This is a genomic window from Acinetobacter sp. 25-47-130 (assembly GCF_056779705.1).
Genome location: NZ_JBWYII010000005.1, coordinates 75,745 through 93,173, shown reverse-complemented (window position 1 = coordinate 93,173; position 17,429 = coordinate 75,745). Strand labels below are relative to the sequence as shown.

General features: G+C 38.8%; 14 protein-coding genes and 1 tRNA gene. 4 read left to right on the top strand and 11 right to left on the bottom strand.

Annotated features, from left to right (window positions below; genetic code table 11):
* Nucleotides 1-20: 20 nt before the first annotated feature.
* A complete protein-coding gene (locus tag AC1M83_RS08345) occupies nucleotides 21-1,481 on the bottom strand; it encodes an ATP-binding protein (protein ID WP_481590434.1) in 1,461 nt (486 codons plus the stop codon).
* 107 nt (nucleotides 1,482-1,588) lie between these two features.
* Nucleotides 1,589-2,353, bottom strand: coding sequence for an osmolarity response regulator transcription factor OmpR (gene ompR / locus AC1M83_RS08340; RefSeq protein WP_035263934.1), 765 nt, complete (start codon nucleotides 2,351-2,353; stop codon nucleotides 1,589-1,591).
* Between the two features lie 482 nt (nucleotides 2,354-2,835).
* On the opposite strand from ompR, the gene AC1M83_RS08335 reads away from it, so the two are divergent.
* Both AC1M83_RS08335 and AC1M83_RS08330 read left to right on the top strand, forming a co-directional pair.
* Complete coding sequence (locus AC1M83_RS08335) at nucleotides 2,836-5,202, top strand: Tex family protein (RefSeq protein ID WP_481590433.1); 2,367 nt, start codon at nucleotides 2,836-2,838, stop codon at nucleotides 5,200-5,202.
* Nucleotides 5,203-5,397: 195 nt separating this feature from the next.
* Nucleotides 5,398-7,593, top strand: coding sequence for a bifunctional SulP family inorganic anion transporter/carbonic anhydrase (locus tag AC1M83_RS08330; protein WP_481590432.1), 2,196 nt, complete (start codon nucleotides 5,398-5,400; stop codon nucleotides 7,591-7,593).
* Nucleotides 7,594-7,651: 58 nt separating this feature from the next.
* Here the strand turns inward: AC1M83_RS08330 and AC1M83_RS08325 are convergent, their stop codons facing one another.
* From AC1M83_RS08325 to AC1M83_RS08310, 4 genes are all read right to left on the bottom strand, one after another.
* Complete coding sequence (locus AC1M83_RS08325) at nucleotides 7,652-7,969, bottom strand: hypothetical protein (protein ID WP_481590431.1); 318 nt, start codon at nucleotides 7,967-7,969, stop codon at nucleotides 7,652-7,654.
* A gap of 113 nt (nucleotides 7,970-8,082) precedes the next feature.
* Nucleotides 8,083-8,382, bottom strand: coding sequence for a hypothetical protein (locus AC1M83_RS08320; RefSeq protein ID WP_481590430.1), 300 nt, complete (start codon nucleotides 8,380-8,382; stop codon nucleotides 8,083-8,085).
* A gap of 116 nt (nucleotides 8,383-8,498) precedes the next feature.
* Nucleotides 8,499-9,386, bottom strand: coding sequence for an SDR family NAD(P)-dependent oxidoreductase (locus AC1M83_RS08315; RefSeq protein ID WP_092767298.1), 888 nt, complete (start codon nucleotides 9,384-9,386; stop codon nucleotides 8,499-8,501).
* A gap of 241 nt (nucleotides 9,387-9,627) precedes the next feature.
* Complete coding sequence (locus AC1M83_RS08310; RefSeq protein ID WP_035263942.1) at nucleotides 9,628-10,905, bottom strand: O-acetylhomoserine aminocarboxypropyltransferase/cysteine synthase family protein; 1,278 nt, start codon at nucleotides 10,903-10,905, stop codon at nucleotides 9,628-9,630.
* 298 nt (nucleotides 10,906-11,203) lie between these two features.
* Between AC1M83_RS08310 and ettA the strand changes: the two genes are divergently transcribed.
* Complete coding sequence (gene ettA, locus AC1M83_RS08305) at nucleotides 11,204-12,865, top strand: energy-dependent translational throttle protein EttA (protein ID WP_035263944.1); 1,662 nt, start codon at nucleotides 11,204-11,206, stop codon at nucleotides 12,863-12,865.
* A 51-nt stretch (nucleotides 12,866-12,916) separates the two neighbouring features.
* On the opposite strand, the gene AC1M83_RS08300 is transcribed toward ettA, so the two are convergent.
* The 5 genes from AC1M83_RS08300 to AC1M83_RS08280 form a co-directional block, all read right to left on the bottom strand.
* Nucleotides 12,917-13,222 (bottom strand): SEL1-like repeat protein, encoded by a 306-nt coding sequence (locus AC1M83_RS08300; protein ID WP_051586493.1) that lies wholly within the window; start codon nucleotides 13,220-13,222, stop codon nucleotides 12,917-12,919.
* Between the two features lie 158 nt (nucleotides 13,223-13,380).
* Nucleotides 13,381-13,722 carry a zinc-ribbon domain-containing protein gene (locus tag AC1M83_RS08295; protein ID WP_035263946.1) on the bottom strand — a complete coding sequence of 114 codons (342 nt, stop codon included), beginning with the start codon at nucleotides 13,720-13,722 and terminating at the stop codon, nucleotides 13,381-13,383.
* 105 nt (nucleotides 13,723-13,827) lie between these two features.
* Nucleotides 13,828-13,903, bottom strand: a tRNA-Glu gene (locus AC1M83_RS08290).
* A gap of 114 nt (nucleotides 13,904-14,017) precedes the next feature.
* Nucleotides 14,018-15,526 (bottom strand): glutamate--tRNA ligase, encoded by a 1,509-nt coding sequence (gene gltX / locus AC1M83_RS08285; RefSeq protein WP_481590429.1) that lies wholly within the window; start codon nucleotides 15,524-15,526, stop codon nucleotides 14,018-14,020.
* Between the two features lie 127 nt (nucleotides 15,527-15,653).
* Nucleotides 15,654-15,968, bottom strand: a complete 315-nt coding sequence (locus AC1M83_RS08280; RefSeq protein WP_481590428.1) for a DUF4179 domain-containing protein — start codon at nucleotides 15,966-15,968, stop codon at nucleotides 15,654-15,656.
* Nucleotides 15,969-16,373: 405 nt separating this feature from the next.
* On the opposite strand from AC1M83_RS08280, the gene AC1M83_RS08275 reads away from it, so the two are divergent.
* Complete coding sequence (locus tag AC1M83_RS08275; RefSeq protein WP_481590465.1) at nucleotides 16,374-17,348, top strand: sulfate ABC transporter substrate-binding protein; 975 nt, start codon at nucleotides 16,374-16,376, stop codon at nucleotides 17,346-17,348.
* Nucleotides 17,349-17,429 lie beyond the last annotated feature (81 nt).

Below are 17,429 nucleotides of genomic sequence, written 5' to 3'. Positions count from 1 at the left end.
GTTCAACTATTCACCATTCATCAAAATCGTTCGGTGATGGTTTGCCTGATTTTATCTAAGGTGCTATTGGTTGAAATATCAACAACTTGAGGTGTTGAAAGGGGCAGTAGAATGATAGCTTCAAGACCTCCTTCAGGACGATTATGAATTTTTAATTCACCTTCATGAATATCGACAATTCGTTTTACAATGGCTAAACCAAGACCACTCCCTTGGATGGTACGTGCTTCATTGCCACGTACAAAAGGTTGCATAAGGTCTGCAATTTGATCTTCTGGGATTCCATCACCGTGATCAGCAACACAAATTTTTAGATGGTCTCCCTCGACTTTCGCACTTAGCTCAATGGGTTCAGCACCATAACGCTTAGAATTATTAATTAAGTTACCAATTAAGCGCTTGAGGGAAAGCGAACGAGCAGTAATCAGTGGGAGTTCTTCTGGTTCAAAGCGAATATCCAGGGGTTTAAACTGAATAACCAATTCTTGCAAAAGGGTATTGATATTGGTTTCTTTTAGGTCTTCATCTGAACCATCACGCATGTAAGAAATAAACTGATTAAGAATGGCATCCATATCATCCACATCAAAGATTAAGCCTTCTTTCAAGAAGTCATCATCTGACATCATTTCAGCACTCAGTCGAATTCGAGTGAGCGGGGTTCTTAAATCATGTGAAATACCAGCCAACATAATTTGACGATCACGTTCAGTGAGCTCCAATGTATAAATCATATGATTAAAGGCTTGGTTGACTTGGCGGATTTCCAAAGGTCCGTGGTTCGTCTCAAGATAGGGGGCTTTTCCAGTTTTACTGTAGCTATTTGCTGCATTTTGCAGTCGGCGTAGTGGGCGATTGAGCTGTCTCACTAAAGTTAAGATAATCATGGCTGAAATCAGCGGTACGCCAAGAAACCATGCCAAAATCAATTCGGGGCTATAATTTGCATAAGTTTTTAACGGTTCTTGAACCCAATTCCCGTTCATTTCTGGGGTTTGAATCCAAATACGTGGGCTAGGTTTAAATTGGAAATAGACGGTGACCTCAGGCACGTCGAGCTCTTTGGCCAAACGTTTTTCAACTTGGTTCGTAAAGAATTCAGCAATGACTTTATCGCGCTGGTTGGGGAACGCAGCAGGGTCTGTAACGTATTCAATTCCAACACGCTGTTTTAACCATGTGTCAACATCAAGTTCAGTGTCACCATGAAAAATTCGAAGGTCGGGGTTGTTGATAATTTCGAGTTCAACCGCAAGGTAGCGTGCATGCTGTTGAATCTCTGGTAAATAGAGGGTTTTCCAAAAAAACCAAAGTGACATAAACAGACTAAAGAACACCACAAAAACAACCAAAACTGTTGTTCGCATTGCAGCGGAGCGCGGCTTGATTTTGTCAAGAAAGCGTTCCCATTTCGTTCGTTTTCGCTCTGAATACGCAACAAATTCATTAAATTTTTGTGGGTCAATAGGATCAAGTTTCACGGTCTAACCTGAGAGTTTGGGCTTAAAAAGAATAAGTGCATGTAATTGTTTAATACATAAAATAAAGACCCCGACATCATTGATGGCGGAGTCCATTGTTTAAAAAATTATTCTGCACCATCTGGTACGAATACGTATCCCACACCCCACACCGTTTGAATATAGCGTGCACGAGCCGGATTTTCCTCGATTAAACGACGTAAACGAGAGACTTGAACATCAATAGAGCGTTCCATTGCTCCCCATTCACGACCACGTGCCAAATTCATTAATTTATCACGTGTCAACGGTTCACGAGGATGTTGCACCAATGCTTTGAGTACTGCGAATTCACCAGTAGTTAAGGTCACCACTTGACCCTCACGAGTCAGTGTTCGAGTCGATAGATCGAGTGACCAAGGACCAAATGAAACCACTTCAACATTCTGGCTTGGTGCCCCAGGAACCTCACGCACTTGTCGACGTAGTACAGCTCGGATACGAGCTAACAATTCATTTGGGTTGAATGGTTTTGGTAGATAGTCATCAGCACCTGCTTCAAGCCCTGCAATACGATCAGAGTCGCTACCACGTGCAGTGAGCATAATAATAGGCGTGTCAATGTTAGACTGCCTTAAACGACGACAAATGCTCAAACCATCTTCTACAGGAAGCATAAAATCTAAAACGATGAGCGAGAAAAGTTCACGTTGTAATAACCGATCCATTTGCGTGGCATCATGTGCGGTTTTAACCACAAAACCTTTATCTTCTAAAAACCGTTGTAAAAGGGTACGAAGACGCACATCATCGTCGACGACCAGAATGCGTTCAACTCTGTCAGTGTCATTGTGTACTACATCAGTATTTTCAGCAGGTACAACTAAACTCATGATGCACTCCCTTAAAAGTTGTATTTATAAATAGTCATTTGTCTCAGTATAATGCCTAAGTTCTTGTTAAGACTATGTATCAAATTGCTCAAAATTACAATTTTAAGTGTGTTCTGAAACCAAATCACAACATGTATTGACCTGTTTTTAGGCAAATAATTTAAAATAAAATCGCTATTCAATATGAAGCTAATTTGAAGTGCTATTGAAAGCAAGAAATTTACATCAAAATCAGAAAAATAAAGTGATTTTAAAGAGTTAAATGTTTTAGTTCATTGTCAAAGTGATGACACAATGACGCATTACACTCAAATAATTGATCAGAGACTTCACCTGAAGATTTTTCTCTGGGAGATAAAACTAGAAAAATTGAGACTTTTATTTAAAATTTCATTGCAAATATTCAAAACAATTGTGGATTTTATAGTCTCGGTCTTTATAATCACTAACTTTTAGTCCTTATCCTTGTGGAATTTAACACGATGACTGACTTAGTTCAGCAGTTGGCAAGTGAACTTGCCGTACGTCCAAACCAAGTAGAAGCTGCCATTAAGCTGATTGATGAAGGTTCTAGTGTTCCATTTATTGCACGTTACCGTAAAGAAGTAACTCAAGGCTTAGACGATACGCAGTTACGTCAACTGGATACCCGATTAACTTACCTTCGTGATTTATTTGAACGCCGTGAAAAGGTCATTGAATCACTGAAAGAACAAAATAAACTCACGGATGATTTGTTAGCTCGCGTCAATGCCGTTGAAACAAAAAATGCATTAGAAGAAATTTACGCACCGTATCGTCCAAAACGTACGAGTAAATCATTTAAAGCAAAAGAGGCTGGTTTAGGCCCAATCGCTGAAAAAATCTATAATGAAAATGTTGAACCTGCAGAAGCTTTAGCAGGATTTAATCATGAAGATTATCCTGATTTAGAGAGTCAATTAGACGCTGTTCAGCATATTCTCATTGATGACTGGGCACAAAATATTGCACTCACGACAGAGCTTAAAGCGATGTTTGCAAAAACAGCAGTGTTAAAAAGCTTAGTTGCTAGTGAAGAGAAAAAAGAAGTTGGTAAAAAATTCCGTGACTACTTCGATTTTTCTGAAAACTTAAACAAAGTTCCATCACATCGCTTATTGGCAATGTTACGTGGACGTCAAGAGAATGTACTCGGTCTAAAAGTTGATGGTGAAAATGATGCTCCTTTGGCGCGCATTGAAACTGAATACAATCTTGATCAAGTTCAACCTCAAGCCCGTCAAGATTTTCTGAAGCAAACTGCAAAATTATTCTGGCTCGGCAAAGTCCGGCCTACAATTGAGCATTCACTTCTGACAGAAAAGCGTTTGGCTGCTGAAGCAGAAGCAATGCAAGTATTTGCAGAAAATTTACGTCATTTACTTTTATCTGCACCAGCAGGTTCACGTACTACTTTAGGTGTGGATCCTGGTATCCGTACAGGTGTGAAATTGGCTGTCGTGAATGCATCTGGAGATGTACTGGCACACAGCACGATTTATCCATTCGCACCTAAAGAAGATAAAGAAGGCTCAATCAATGAATTGGCACGTTTATGTCGTGAATTCAATGTTGAGCTAATTGCTATTGGTAACGGTACCGCGAGTCGTGAAACAGAAGCTGTTGTTGTGGAAATGATGGCTGCTCATGCTGATCTTAAATTAACGCGCGTGTCTGTATCTGAAGCAGGTGCTTCAGTATATTCAGCATCTGAATTGGCTTCACAAGAATTACCAGATTTAGACGTATCGATTCGTGGTGCAGTATCTATTGCGCGTCGTTTACAAGATCCATTGGCTGAACTTGTGAAGATTGATCCTAAATCAATTGGTGTAGGTCAATATCAACACGATGTGAATCAAACAGGCTTGGCAAAAACGCTTGAAGCTGTAGTGGAAGACTGTGTGAACTCAGTTGGTGTAGATGTAAATACAGCATCTTCAGCGATTTTGGGTTACATCGCAGGATTAAACAAATCTATAGCACAGCAAATTGTAGACTACCGTAAAGAGAATGGTCGTTTTGATAATCGTCAAGATTTGAAAAAAGTACCACGCTTAGGTGAGCGTACTTTTGAGCAAGCTGCAGGTTTCTTACGTATTCAAGATGGTTCAGAGCCATTGGATGCTTCAGCAGTTCATCCTGAGTCTTATGGTTTAGTCAACAAGATTGTTGAAGCGAAAGCGACCACTGTAAAAGATATTATTGGCAATACTGAAATCATTCGTCAGGTTAAACCTGAAGAGTTTGTTGATGACAAATTTGGTTTACCAACGATCCAAGATGTTTTGGCGGAGCTTGAAAAACCAGGTCGTGATCCACGTCCAGAGTTCCGTACAGCGAAGTTCCGTGATGACATTACTGAGGTTTCACAACTGACTGAAGGCTTAGAGCTTGAAGGTGTAGTGACCAATGTGACGAACTTTGGTGCATTTGTTGATGTTGGTGTTCATCAAGATGGTTTAGTTCATATTTCAGAACTAGCGAATGAATTTATTTCTGATCCACATAAGTTTGTGAAACCAGGGCAAATTGTTCAAGTGCGTGTGTTACAAGTTGATGTGGAACGTAATCGTGTTAATTTATCGATGCGCCCTGCAGGATCTGAAGCACCTGCGAAGGCACCGCGCCAGCCACGTCGTGAAACTCATGGCCAGCAAGAGCAACGTGGTGAGCGTAAACCACACGCGAAGCGTCCTCAGCAAGCACGTCCACAGGGTGATCGCCCACAACATGCGAAAAAACCTCAGCAGCAGAAACCACAAGAACAGAAGATTGGTGGTTTAGGTGCATTATTATTACAAGCAGGGGTTAAAGGTTCGAAGTAATCTTTAATCAGGTAAAAAACCTCCCATATGGGAGGTTTTTTTATGCTTATGTTTTTAAATAAATGAAGAACATCAAGGTGATTTATTTTAAATGTAAACTTTAAGATGGTATAAAACAACAAGAAAAACTTAATAATCAATTCACTTCAAAATTATTTTTAACTTTATAAGTCATATAATTAAGAGAAATTAAACATGAGTATATCTCAAAATAAAGAGCTGAAACCTCGATTTTATAGTCGTGATTTGCTCTCAGGTCTGGTTGTTTTCCTTGTTGCACTTCCGCTTTGTTTGGGCATAGCTCATGCATCAGGTGCACCACTCATTTCAGGCATTATTGCTGGCGTGATTGGTGGAATCGTTGTTGGTTTTTTTAGTGGCTCACATATCAGTGTATCTGGTCCCGCTGCAGGCTTAGTGGCGATTGTATTGACCCAAATTGAATTACTACAAGGTAATTATCAAGCCTTTTTGTTCACATTGTTTTTAGCTGGAATTTTACAAATATTATTTGGTATTTTTAGGTTAGGTGTTTTCTCAAATTTCGTACCCACCAATGTGATTTTGGGATTGCTTGCCGCGATTGGTCTGTTACTGATTATCAGTCAATTACCTAAATTGATTGGTTTGGATGTCAAAGGCTTTGTTTTGATTGATCAATGGTCAATTCAATCTGTACTGAGTCATATTGATATTGGCTCAGGATTAATTGGTCTAAGTTGTATTGCGTTAATCCTACTGTGGGATAGTAGTAAATTAAAAAAACTGCCGCTGCCTTCAGCCTTGATTGCGGTGATATTTGCTGGACTTCTTAACTTTATCATGTTGAAAATCGGCTCTCCATATGCAGTAAACCCTCAACAATTGATTAATCTTCCGAATATCTTTTCTGGTTCAGAAACGATTTTCCAGTTTCCAGATTTTTCGTATTGGAATAATAGTTTAATTTATACGGGTGCAATTACATTAGCGGTGGTAGCTTCTCTTGAAACACTATTGAATTTAGAAGCTGCCGATAAGATGGATCCACAAAAGCGCTCATCACCACCGAATCGTGAATTATTTGCACAGGGTGTTGGAAACTCTATGTCAGGATTGATCGGTGGTATGCCGATTACCTCAGTCATTGTTCGTAGTTCAGTGAATGCAACCAGTGGAGCTAAAACCAAATTTTCTGCAATCTTTCATGGTTTTTTACTGATTGTTGCAGTGGTGGCGCTCACCCCATTAATCAATGCGATACCGCTATCTTCATTGGCAGCAATCTTAATCTTGACTGGATTTAAATTGGCAACACCAAGCCTATTTAAACGGATTTATGCGCAAGGTTGGAAACAATTTTTACCTTTTTTTGTTACGGTAGTTGCAATCATTGCAACTGATTTACTGAAAGGCATCATGATTGGTCTAGTGATCAGTTTATTGATTATCTTACAGAGTCATTTACACCGTGGTGTACGTGTGATCCATGAAAAACACTTGCATGGTTCACTTACCCGTATTGAATTAGCACCGAATTTAAGTTTTTTAAATCGTGCCGCACTCGTCACCGCTTTAGAAAAAGTTAAACCGCATGAAAATGTGCTAATCGATGCATCCAATACCTATTATATTGATCCAGATATCTATCAAATTATTAAGGACTTTCAAAGTGAAGTGGCGGTAAAGCAGGGGATAAAAGTTAATTTACAAGGTTTTAAAGCACATTATCCTGAAATAAAAGAGGACGAGCTCGATCTTGATGTGAGTACGCAAGAACTCCAAAAACAGCTCAGTCCTGATCAAGTTTTACAGATGCTAAAAGACGGGAACTTGCGTTTTATTAATCATCAGCGTTTACACCATAATATTGCTCGCCAAATTCAAGTTACGTCAAATGCAGGGCAACATCCTATTGCTGCAGTGTTGGGTTGTATGGATTCTAGAGCACCGACAGAGCGCATTTTTGATGTAGGAATCGGTGATTTATTCAGTTTGCGTATTGCTGGAAATATTGCTGGTCAAAAAGTCGTGGGCTCTTTAGAGTTTGCATGTAAAACCAAAGGTTCAAAACTGATCGTGGTATTGGGGCATACGGACTGTGGTGCGGTAGGATCTGCTTGTCATTTATTTGAGCAAAAGGTGGATTTGAGTCAACTAAAAGATACACCGAACGTTCAGCATTTTTTGAAGCCGATTATGCAGGCGGCGGAAACAGTCAAAAATGATATGAGTAATTATCAACTTACAACCAATTTTATTGATGCCGTAACTGTGTTAAATGTGCGAAATAATATTAATTATATTATTAAAAATAGTGACACGTTAAGAGACATGATTGAGCGTAAAGAGATTGGGATTGTTGGCGCAATCTATGATGTGAAATCTGGTCAAGTCAACTTTTTATCTTAAATGATCTCATTTCATCAGTAAGTGATATTAAAAACCTCCCAAATGGGAGGTTTTTAATTTATCCATTAATCATGGGGACAATCCAGCTGGTTAAGATCAATAAAATCCCGAGATGACCTAATTTTCGTGAAATTTTTACGAATTTTGGAACTGATTGTTCGATCTTTTGTGCATATTCTTGTAGGTTGGCAGCTTTAGTTTGGCGGCTATGCCACAAGAATACGGCAAGATCGATACAGATGAGAATAGTTCCTACATCTGCGACTACGTCTAAAACTTTAAATTCTTGAGTATAAAAACCGAGAGTAACTTGATAAATGAGGAATATCGCAAATGCGATGGCTGCACATTGCAGCACTAAAGCTAAACCACGCATAAGTACAAAGCATAAAATCAATAAGATGCAAGGTTTATAACATAACTCTGCCGCCTAACGAATGATCTCAAAATTTTTTTTACGCCTAGATTTGAACCCAATCATGATTAGCACTAAATAAGATTCGGTAAGATCAAGCTGAATGCAATAGTGCCTAAACCTATTTTTGACAAATGATATGCATAAGACTTTGGTGCTTTGGCATGATTCATCTGCTGTTGATCCAATTCAGCTTTATTTTGAGCATCGGCTGGTTTTATGTTGAATCCCAGCTCAAGCAAAATTAAAAATAAACCTAGCTGTAATAAGGTGTCGAATGAGTAATGTTGCTGAATAATCATGCTCATGATTTGAGTAAAAATCAAAACAGCAACTGCTAGAAAAAATAATCTAAAAAAATAAATTTGAGCCATGACAAACTCCTATTTTATGTTTTGATCATGGCATTTAATTCTTAAAGAATAATTAAAATCACACAGTGAAAATGTAACAAGATCATCTCACAAAGTACTTAAATTAACTTGTTCGATCACCAATGTTCGCCAGGAAATAGTCGGGCATATGCACGCTGTACAATGTTTAATTTCTCTTGGCGACCGACAGAAGCAGTAGAGCTTGGAAATAAATTAAATCCAATCGACATCAATTTATTATTAATATCAGGTGCAATTGCATAGGTAATTGATGCAAGTTTTCCAAGACCAGTCGCTACCTTTTTTGGACGGTTCACAATAGCACCAGCGATTAAATCTGCAGCTTGATTCGGTGAAAGTGCTGGCACGTATTTATATATTTTAGTTGGAGCGATCATCGGCGTTCTGACCAAAGGCATGTAGACCGAGGTGATAGCGATATTATGCGCATGGACTTCAGCTGATAGGCAACGGCTAAATGCATCCAATGCAGCTTTTGAAGCGACATATGCAGAGAAGCGTGTAGCATTGGCTAATACACCAATTGAACTGATATTAATAATATGTCCTCGTTCACGGTCTATCATATGTGGAAGGATATTTAAAATGAGGCGAACAGCACCAAAATAGTTGAGTTGCATCGTGCGTTCAAAATCGTGAAAACGGTCGATGGACTCATGGACTGCACGGCGAATCGAACGACCTGCATTATTAATTAAAATATCAATATGTGTGACGCTATTGAAGATTTGTTGCGTTACAGCATCGATTGAACTCATATCATTCAAATCACAAGGAAAAATGTCAGCTTTTCCCCCTTTTTGCTCAATCTCATATTTTACTTGTTGTAAAGTTTCCTCAGTTCGTGCCACCAATAATACATGCGCACCTGCCGCAGCCAATTGATGTGCAACAGTTAAACCGATACCACTGGACGCGCCTGTAATCAGAATATTTTTTCCATGGACACGTTTTTTAAAACGCTGTTCTAATTTTTTATTCACTTCATTCTCCCTGTAAATGCAATGAATTGTGGAACACGTATTTTTAAACGTGTCATACAAATCAGCATAGTGGAAAAATGAAAATAAACCATGGCATAAGTTTATGAATTTATTGTAAAAATTAGAGTAAATGCTCTAATTTTTTATTGTGGTAATACGAATAAAATAATTGAAAAAGACGATATGGTAAATGAGGATAAAGCCCCAGTCATGAGGCTTTATTTCTAATGTATTACCAAGATTAAACTTGAGCGAGCGCTTGTTCTAGGTCGGCGATTAAATCGTCAGCATGTTCGATTCCAATAGATAAGCGAACCATATCCGTAGAAACGCCAGCAGCTTTTAACTCTTCTTCATTCAGTTGGCGATGCGTTGTAGTTGCTGGGTGACATGCTAAGCTTTTTGCATCACCGATATTCACCAATCGTGTGAATAATTGTAGGGCATCTATAAAGCGAGTTCCGCCTGCTAAGCCATCCTGTACACCAAATGAAAGAATTGCTGAAGGTTTGCCCTTAACGTATTTCTGAGCTAAAGCATGTTGCGGGTGATCAGGTAGTCCTGCGTAATTTACCCATTTTACTTTTGGATGAGCTTGTAAATATTGAGCAACTTTTAAAGCATTTTCAGTATGACGTTCCATACGTAAACTTAATGTTTCTAAACCTTGCAGGATTAAGAAAACATTTTGTGGGCTAATCGCTGCACCTGTGTTGCGTAATGGCACGACACGAGCACGTGCAATATAAGCTGCTTCACCAAGCGCTTCGACATAGTTCACGCCGTGATAGCTTGGATCGGGCGTATTTAACGCTTTAAAACGATCTGGATATTTACCCCAAGGGAATTTACCGCTGTCAACAATGATACCGCCGATCGAATTACCATGTCCGCCGATGTACTTGGTTAGAGAGTGAACAACAATATCTGCACCAAATTCAAAAGATTTTTGAAGCACTGGTGTAGCAACTGTATTGTCCACAATTACAGGAATGCCAAGTTCATGTGCAAGCTTAGAAATCGCTTCTAAATCAATAATATTGCCGAGTGGATTACCAATAGACTCAACGAAGACTAATTTAGTTTTTTCATCAACAAGTGCTCGCAAACTTTCTGGATTTTGATAATCGAAGAAGCGCACTTCGATCCCTTGTTTTGGTAGCGTATGTGCAAATAAATTATATGTACCACCATAAAGTGTAGATACAGAAGCGATATTGTCCCCAGCTTCAGCAATGGTTTGAATGGCATAGGTAATGGCTGCCATACCTGATGCAAGTGCTAATGCGCCGATCCCACCTTCGAGTGCTGCAATACGTTGTTCAAGCACAGCAGTCGTTGGGTTCATAATCCGTGTATAAATATTCCCAGAGACCTTTAAATCGAATAGGTCTGCGCCATGTTGCGTATTATCAAATGAGTAAGACGTCGTTTGATAAATGGGTACCGCAACTGCTTTAGTCGTTGGTTCAGGTGAGTATCCAGCATGGATGGCGAGGGTTTCGTCCTTATATGTCATTTTGAGATCTTCTTGTGGTTTAAAAATTGTTCAATGAGAATATAGCACCCTAATCATATTATAAAATTTATAAAATATTGAAAAAGTTATCTAAAATTCTCATATGTTGCTCATTTAAAAGCCATATTCTTGTGCACTTTGAATGGTAAGTTTGATGAAAAAATAAACTTGTAACATTCCTTGCAAGTTCGGGCGTATGGCTTATGTTTTTATCGTATTCATCGTATAATGCTCCCTAATTATTTGTCCGCGATTTGTATTTACAGCGGATTTTGTTTTTTTTATAGAGGAGTCCTACGTGGCCCAATATATTTACACGATGAACCGTGTGTCTAAGATGGTTCCGCCTAAGCGCGAAATCCTTAAAGACATCTCTTTATCATTTTTCCCGGGCGCTAAAATTGGTGTTCTTGGTTTAAACGGTGCAGGTAAATCTACCTTGCTTCGTATTATGGCTGGCGTAGATAAAGATTTCTCTGGTGAAGCTCGTGCACAACCAGGTATCAAGATCGGCTACCTTGAGCAAGAGCCGCCATTAGATGAAACAAAAGACGTTCGTGGCAACGTTGAAGATGGCGTTCGTGAAGCACTTGATGCATTAGCTCGTCTTGATGAAGTTTTCGCTGAATATGCAGCTGAAGATGCCGACTTTGATGCACTTGCAAAAGAGCAAGAAAAGCTTGAAGCAATTATTCAAACTTGGGATGCGCATAACTTAAATAACCAGCTTGAACAAGCAGCGGCAGCGTTAAACTTGCCAGCTTGGGATGCTGATGTCACTAAATTGTCAGGTGGTGAGCGCCGTCGTGTGGCACTTTGCCGTTTGCTCTTGTCTAAACCAGACATGTTGCTTCTTGACGAACCGACGAACCATTTGGATGCATCATCTGTTTCATGGTTGGAACGTTTCTTAAAAGATTTCCCTGGTACAATCGTTGCGATTACGCATGACCGTTATTTCTTGGATAACGTTGCTGAGTGGATTCTTGAGCTTGACCGTGGTATGGGTATCCCTTATCAAGGTAATTATTCTTCTTGGTTAGAGCAGAAAAATGCCCGCTTAGAGCAAGAACAGAAGCAAGAAGAATCTTTTGCTAAAGCATTGAAAAAAGAACTTGAATGGGTTCGTTCTAATGCAAAAGGTCAGCAAAAGAAAAATAAAGCACGTATGGAACGCTTTGAAGAGCTTAACTCTCGTGAATTCCAACAACGTAACGAAACGTCTGAAATCTACATTCCACCTGGTCCACGTCTAGGGAACAAGGTTGTGGAAGTTGAAGGTATCAGCAAATCGTTTGGTGATCGTACGCTTTACAAAGATTTATCTTTTGTTGTTCCACCTTGTGCGATCGTGGGTATCGTGGGTGAGAACGGTGCGGGTAAAACCACACTATTCCGTATGATGACAGGTGAATTACAACCTGATACAGGTACGGTAACGCTAGGTGAGTCAGTTAAAGTGGCTTACGTGGGTCAGATTCGTGACACCTTAGATAACAATAAAACGGTTTGGGAAGAAGTTTCTGGCGGTTTAGATATCTTACGTATTGGTGAATATGAAATCGCATCACGTGCATATATTGGTCGTTTTAACTTTAAAGGCCAAGATCAGCAGAAGCGTGTAGGTCAATTGTCAGGTGGTGAGCGTAACCGTTTACAACTTGCGAAAATTCTACAAATGGGCGCAAACGTTATCCTTCTCGATGAACCATCGAACGACTTGGATATCGAAACTTTACGTGCGCTTGAGGATGCAATTTTAGTATTCCCAGGTACTGTAATGGTCATCTCGCATGACCGTTGGTTCCTAGACCGTATTGCAACGCACATCTTGTCATTCGAAGGTGAAACACCAGAATTCTTCACAGGAAACTATGCTGAGTTCGAAGAATACCGTCGTAAACGCGATGGCGATGATCTAGTGGCTAAGCGCCAAAAATATCGCAAAATTGGTGGTTAATTCCATCTAATAAAAAAACCAGCCTTCAGGCTGGTTTTTTATGAATTAATTTTATGAAAATGCTAAAAGACTATAAGCTTGAAGTAGAGTTCTTTTTGCATTTTCATTTCCAGCATTCGCTGATTGGTTCAGCCATTTTTCAGCAATTTGATAATTTCGATCCAAACCTAGTTCACCATTTAAGTAACTCAGACCTAATTGATATTGTGCTTCAGCATTCCCACGTAATGCATCACGTAGGTATAACCACATTTGATTTCGAGGGTTTAAGGATGTGGATGGCTCGAGATTGGATAAATTAGCCGTTCGAGTACGTTTTAGATCAAAGAATAGTGATTGAAATAGTTTTATTATCATTATGGTTCTCCTTGCTTATCCATGCAAAAATGAGATCTATTTCATTAAATTATGCTCTTTTGAAGGTTTTGTCTACTACTCATATATAAAATTTAAATTTATTTAATTTTAAGTCCTAAAAGCTCAAATGAGCTTTTAGGACTGATGAAAATAAACAATTAATTTTCCCATTCGTGATTACATTCACGACATTTCCATTTCTTTTGAGATTGCATGAAGGCTTGCATCGAAATTTTGAAATCTGGTAAATCTTTCCAGAACATCACACCTGCAATCACTGCAATTAAAAATACGATCACAGTTGCAATTTGAAGTGTCTCGCCAGCACCATTGCTAAAAATCATCAGTACAACGCTAATAATGACCAATAATAGGAGTAAAAATAGAGTGGGTACGAGGATAATTAAGCTTTTAGGAACATTTGGTCGTACAGCAGGTGCATTGGCACTTGCTAAAGGAAGAATTTTACGACTTTGACATTTAGGGCATTGGTACTGCATGAGCGCTCCGTATTTCTTTTGCTTAATTCTATAACATCGAAACTAAAATCAAAAATGTATAGATGAAAAAAAACCACTGATCGAGGTCAGTGGTTTTTTAGAATTTGGCGTCCCTACGGGGATTCGAACCCCGGTTACCGCCGTGAAAGGGCGATGTCCTAGGCCTCTAGACGATAGGGACTTATGAGGCAACACAGTCAATGCTATAAAAGCAATCTAGGTATCAAGCTAAGTGCTCAATCTGTGTGAGCGCTATATTAGGGATATAACACTCATGCGTCAATAAAAAAATTAATTAAGCTTCATCAACTGCATCATTTTTCGGCAATTTTAAGCTTTCATTCAATTTTTCCCACACTTTAAGCTCTTTTTTACTTGGACCGCCAACGATTTCGAGTGCATGACGCAGGCGAGCAAAAGTTAAGTCAGGACCAATGGTCACCATGGTTTGCATCACTGGTGTTGAAGCAGTAGAACCCGCAATGGCAATAAAGAACGCAGGCATAAAGTCACGTAATTTAATTTCCATTTGTGCAGCTAAATCCATTAGCGTCTGGCTAACAGTGTCATTACTCCAAGTAAATAAGCTTTCTAAGCGCCAAATTGCAAATTGTAGGCTTTGACGAACTTGCTCTTCAGATAACTTTTTACTTTCGAATTGTGCTTTAGACAGTGTAGGGAAGTGATTAAAATAATGTGCTGACCAATTCACAGCTTCAGACAATAGGTTAATACGTGGTTGGATTGCAGCCGCAATTTCTTCTAACTTGGCACGATCTGCCTTCCACGCCAATAAAGTGTCTAAAAGCTCAGCAGGGCTAAGTGCTTTGATCCATTGCCCGTTTAACCAATTGAGTTTTTCTACATCGAAAATTGGACCCCCAAGCGATACACGTTGGATGTCAAAATTCTCGATCATCTCAGCCAAATTGAACTTTTCGCGTTCATCTGGCATTGACCAACCCATACGACCCAAATAGTTTAATAATGCTTCTGGTAATACACCGATATCCTTGTAGTAATTGATTGAAGTTGGGTTTTTACGTTTAGATAGTTTTGATTTATCAGGGTTACGTAAAAGTGGCATGTGGCAAAGCACAGGCATTTCCCAACCAAAATATTGATAAAGCAATTGGTGTTTAGGTGCCGATGGAATCCATTCTTCACCACGAATCACGTGAGTGATTTCCATTAAATGGTCATCAACAACGTTTGCTAAGTGGTAAGTTGGTAGGCCATCGGTTTTCAGCAGAATTTGCATGTCGACTTGTGCCCATGGGATTTCTACTTCACCACGCAGTAAGTCATTAAATTTACAAATCCCTTCTTCAGGTACTTTCATGCGAATAACATGCGGTTCGCCAGCCGCTAAACGTCTTTCAACTTCTTCTGGCGTATGTTTTAGACCACGACCATCATAACGAGGAGATTCACCACGTGCTTGTTGTTCTGCACGCATTTGATCTAATTCTTCAGCAGTGGCAAAACAATAGAATGCATGACCTTTTTCAACCAGTTCTAACGCATATTTTTTATAAATATCCATACGTTCAGATTGACGATATGGCGCATGAGGGCCACCCACATCTGGACCTTCTGACCAATTTAAACCTAACCAGCGCAATGAATCGAGAATCATTTTTTCTGATTCAGGTGTTGAACGGAGTTGGTCTGTATCTTCAATACGTAAGATAAATTCACCGCCATGCTGTTGAGCAAAGCATAGGTTAAATAATGCGATATAAGCAGTACCTACATGGGGGAAACCTGTAGGAGATGGTGCAATACGAGTACGAACTGTCATAGCCAGAAAAAGTTATCAAATAAAAATTGGTTTTATTATAGCAAAAAGCCCAGTGGCTTAATGATTAATTCATTAAATCGGACTGGGCTAAATTTGGCTCAATTGGGGAGATTGAGAAAAATGGTGCTTAAGATGTGTGCTGAGGAAATAAACTTTGTAAAAAACGCGAAAACTGTTGGTGTTGCGATGCTAGGAAGTTTTGCGTTGGAGCATTCTTAATAGAGGTGATCACTTTAATCTGATCCATCTCTGAAGAAGGTTTGTTCTCAGCACGTTCACGTTTTTGTTGAGTCAATGCGCGTTCGATAGGTGTTAAAGACTTTTCAGCAACACTAGAGTTTTGTAGTGATTTGGCAGGGTTTTGTAACGTTGCTGCATGTGTCTGGCTCATACCAAAAACACATAAAGTTAAGCTTAACGCTTGTAAATAGCACAAATTCATTTCAATTTTCCCCTATTTTGAATTTATTGTAAGAGTAATTAGGTTTACATTTTAAACATAAAATTCACAAAAGTACAAATGCATCACACTTTCTTACAATTTGTTATTCAACAATCCTTAAGTTACTCAACCTGTAGCTGAAATAAATTTTGCCTCTTTTTATCAATAAAATATGGAGATTCGGTGAAGATATGATGTTATGCGGTAAATTTTAAAGAAAATTTAAGTGATAAAAATGCAATTCTTATGAAGAAAATATATATTAAATTTAGATATTTATAATGATTTAATTCGTCTATTGAATACATTGTGACTGAAGTAAATAAAAAATAGAGTGCAATTCATAAATGTAATAAAAAAGAGATTTTAATGAATAAGCACTTTTTCAATAAATTATTGGGCACAATGAGTATTGGGGCATTGTTGTTCAGTATGACTGCACAGGCGAATACATCATTTTTAAATGTTTCTTATGATCCCACTCGCGAATTTTATCAAGAATATAACCAAAGTTTCGGTGAGTTTTGGAAAAAACGTACTGGTAAAGACGTGCAATTTAAGCAATCTCATGGTGGATCTGGGAAACAAGCACGTGCTGTAGCAACAGGATTACAAGCAGATGTTGTGACCTTGGCACTTGCAAATGATATTGAAGAAATTGTAAAAGCAGGTTATATCAATAAAAATTGGCAAAAAGAATTTCCCAATAATTCAGCACCCTATACATCTACCATTGTTTTTTTAGTAAAAAAGGGCAATCCAAAAAATATCAAAGACTGGAATGATTTAGTCAAACCAGGTGTTGAGATCATTACCCCGAACCCAAAAACAGGTGGTGCGCCACGATGGATTTATTTATCTGCATGGGGCTATGCACTTAAACAGCCTGCCGGAAATGATGCCAAAGCTCGTGAGTTAGTCAAACGATTATACAAAAATGTCAAAGTGTTAGATTCAGGAGCCCGTGGATCACTCACGACTTTTGCTGAACGTGGAATTGGTGATGTTTTACTGTCTTGGGAAAATGAAGCGCTCTTAGCGACGCAAGGTTTGGCGCAAGATAAATTTGAAATTATTTATCCATCCATTTCAATTCTAGCTGAGCCTTCTGTTGCCATCGTAGATAAAACCGTAGATAGAAATGGGAATCGTAATCTCGCAAAAGGATATCTTAACTATCTGTATTCACCTTTGGGGCAGGAATTAGCTGCTAAACATAATTTTCGACCACGTAATGAAAAAATCGCAGCTAAATACAGTACTAAATTTCCAAAGGTACAATTATTTACCATCGATAAAGTATTTGGTGGTTGGGCGAAAGCGCAGCAAACGCACTTTGTAAATGGCGCTATTTACGACCAAATTTCAGCAGAAAAATAATCTATTTTTAGAACTTATGTGAATGGATAGCGATATGCTATCCATTTTTAATTATAAGAAATCCATAAAATACTATATATT

Excerpts from the sequence above, each read along its gene's own strand:
- ompR (WP_035263934.1), bottom strand. The coding sequence starts at position 2,353 with ATGAGTTTAGTTGTACCTGCTGAAAATACTGATGTAGTACACAATGAC.
- AC1M83_RS08335 (WP_481590433.1), top strand. The coding sequence starts at position 2,836 with ATGACTGACTTAGTTCAGCAGTTGGCAAGTGAACTTGCCGTACGTCCA.
- AC1M83_RS08330 (WP_481590432.1), top strand. The coding sequence starts at position 5,398 with ATGAGTATATCTCAAAATAAAGAGCTGAAACCTCGATTTTATAGTCGT.
- AC1M83_RS08325 (WP_481590431.1), bottom strand. The coding sequence starts at position 7,969 with ATGCGTGGTTTAGCTTTAGTGCTGCAATGTGCAGCCATCGCATTTGCG.
- AC1M83_RS08320 (WP_481590430.1), bottom strand. The coding sequence starts at position 8,382 with ATGGCTCAAATTTATTTTTTTAGATTATTTTTTCTAGCAGTTGCTGTT.
- AC1M83_RS08310 (WP_035263942.1), bottom strand. The coding sequence starts at position 10,905 with ATGACATATAAGGACGAAACCCTCGCCATCCATGCTGGATACTCACCT.
- AC1M83_RS08300 (WP_051586493.1), bottom strand. The coding sequence starts at position 13,222 with ATGATAATAAAACTATTTCAATCACTATTCTTTGATCTAAAACGTACT.
- AC1M83_RS08295 (WP_035263946.1), bottom strand. The coding sequence starts at position 13,722 with ATGCAGTACCAATGCCCTAAATGTCAAAGTCGTAAAATTCTTCCTTTA.
- gltX (WP_481590429.1), bottom strand. The coding sequence starts at position 15,526 with ATGACAGTTCGTACTCGTATTGCACCATCTCCTACAGGTTTCCCCCAT.
- AC1M83_RS08280 (WP_481590428.1), bottom strand. The coding sequence starts at position 15,968 with ATGAATTTGTGCTATTTACAAGCGTTAAGCTTAACTTTATGTGTTTTT.
- AC1M83_RS08275 (WP_481590465.1), top strand. The coding sequence starts at position 16,374 with ATGAGTATTGGGGCATTGTTGTTCAGTATGACTGCACAGGCGAATACA.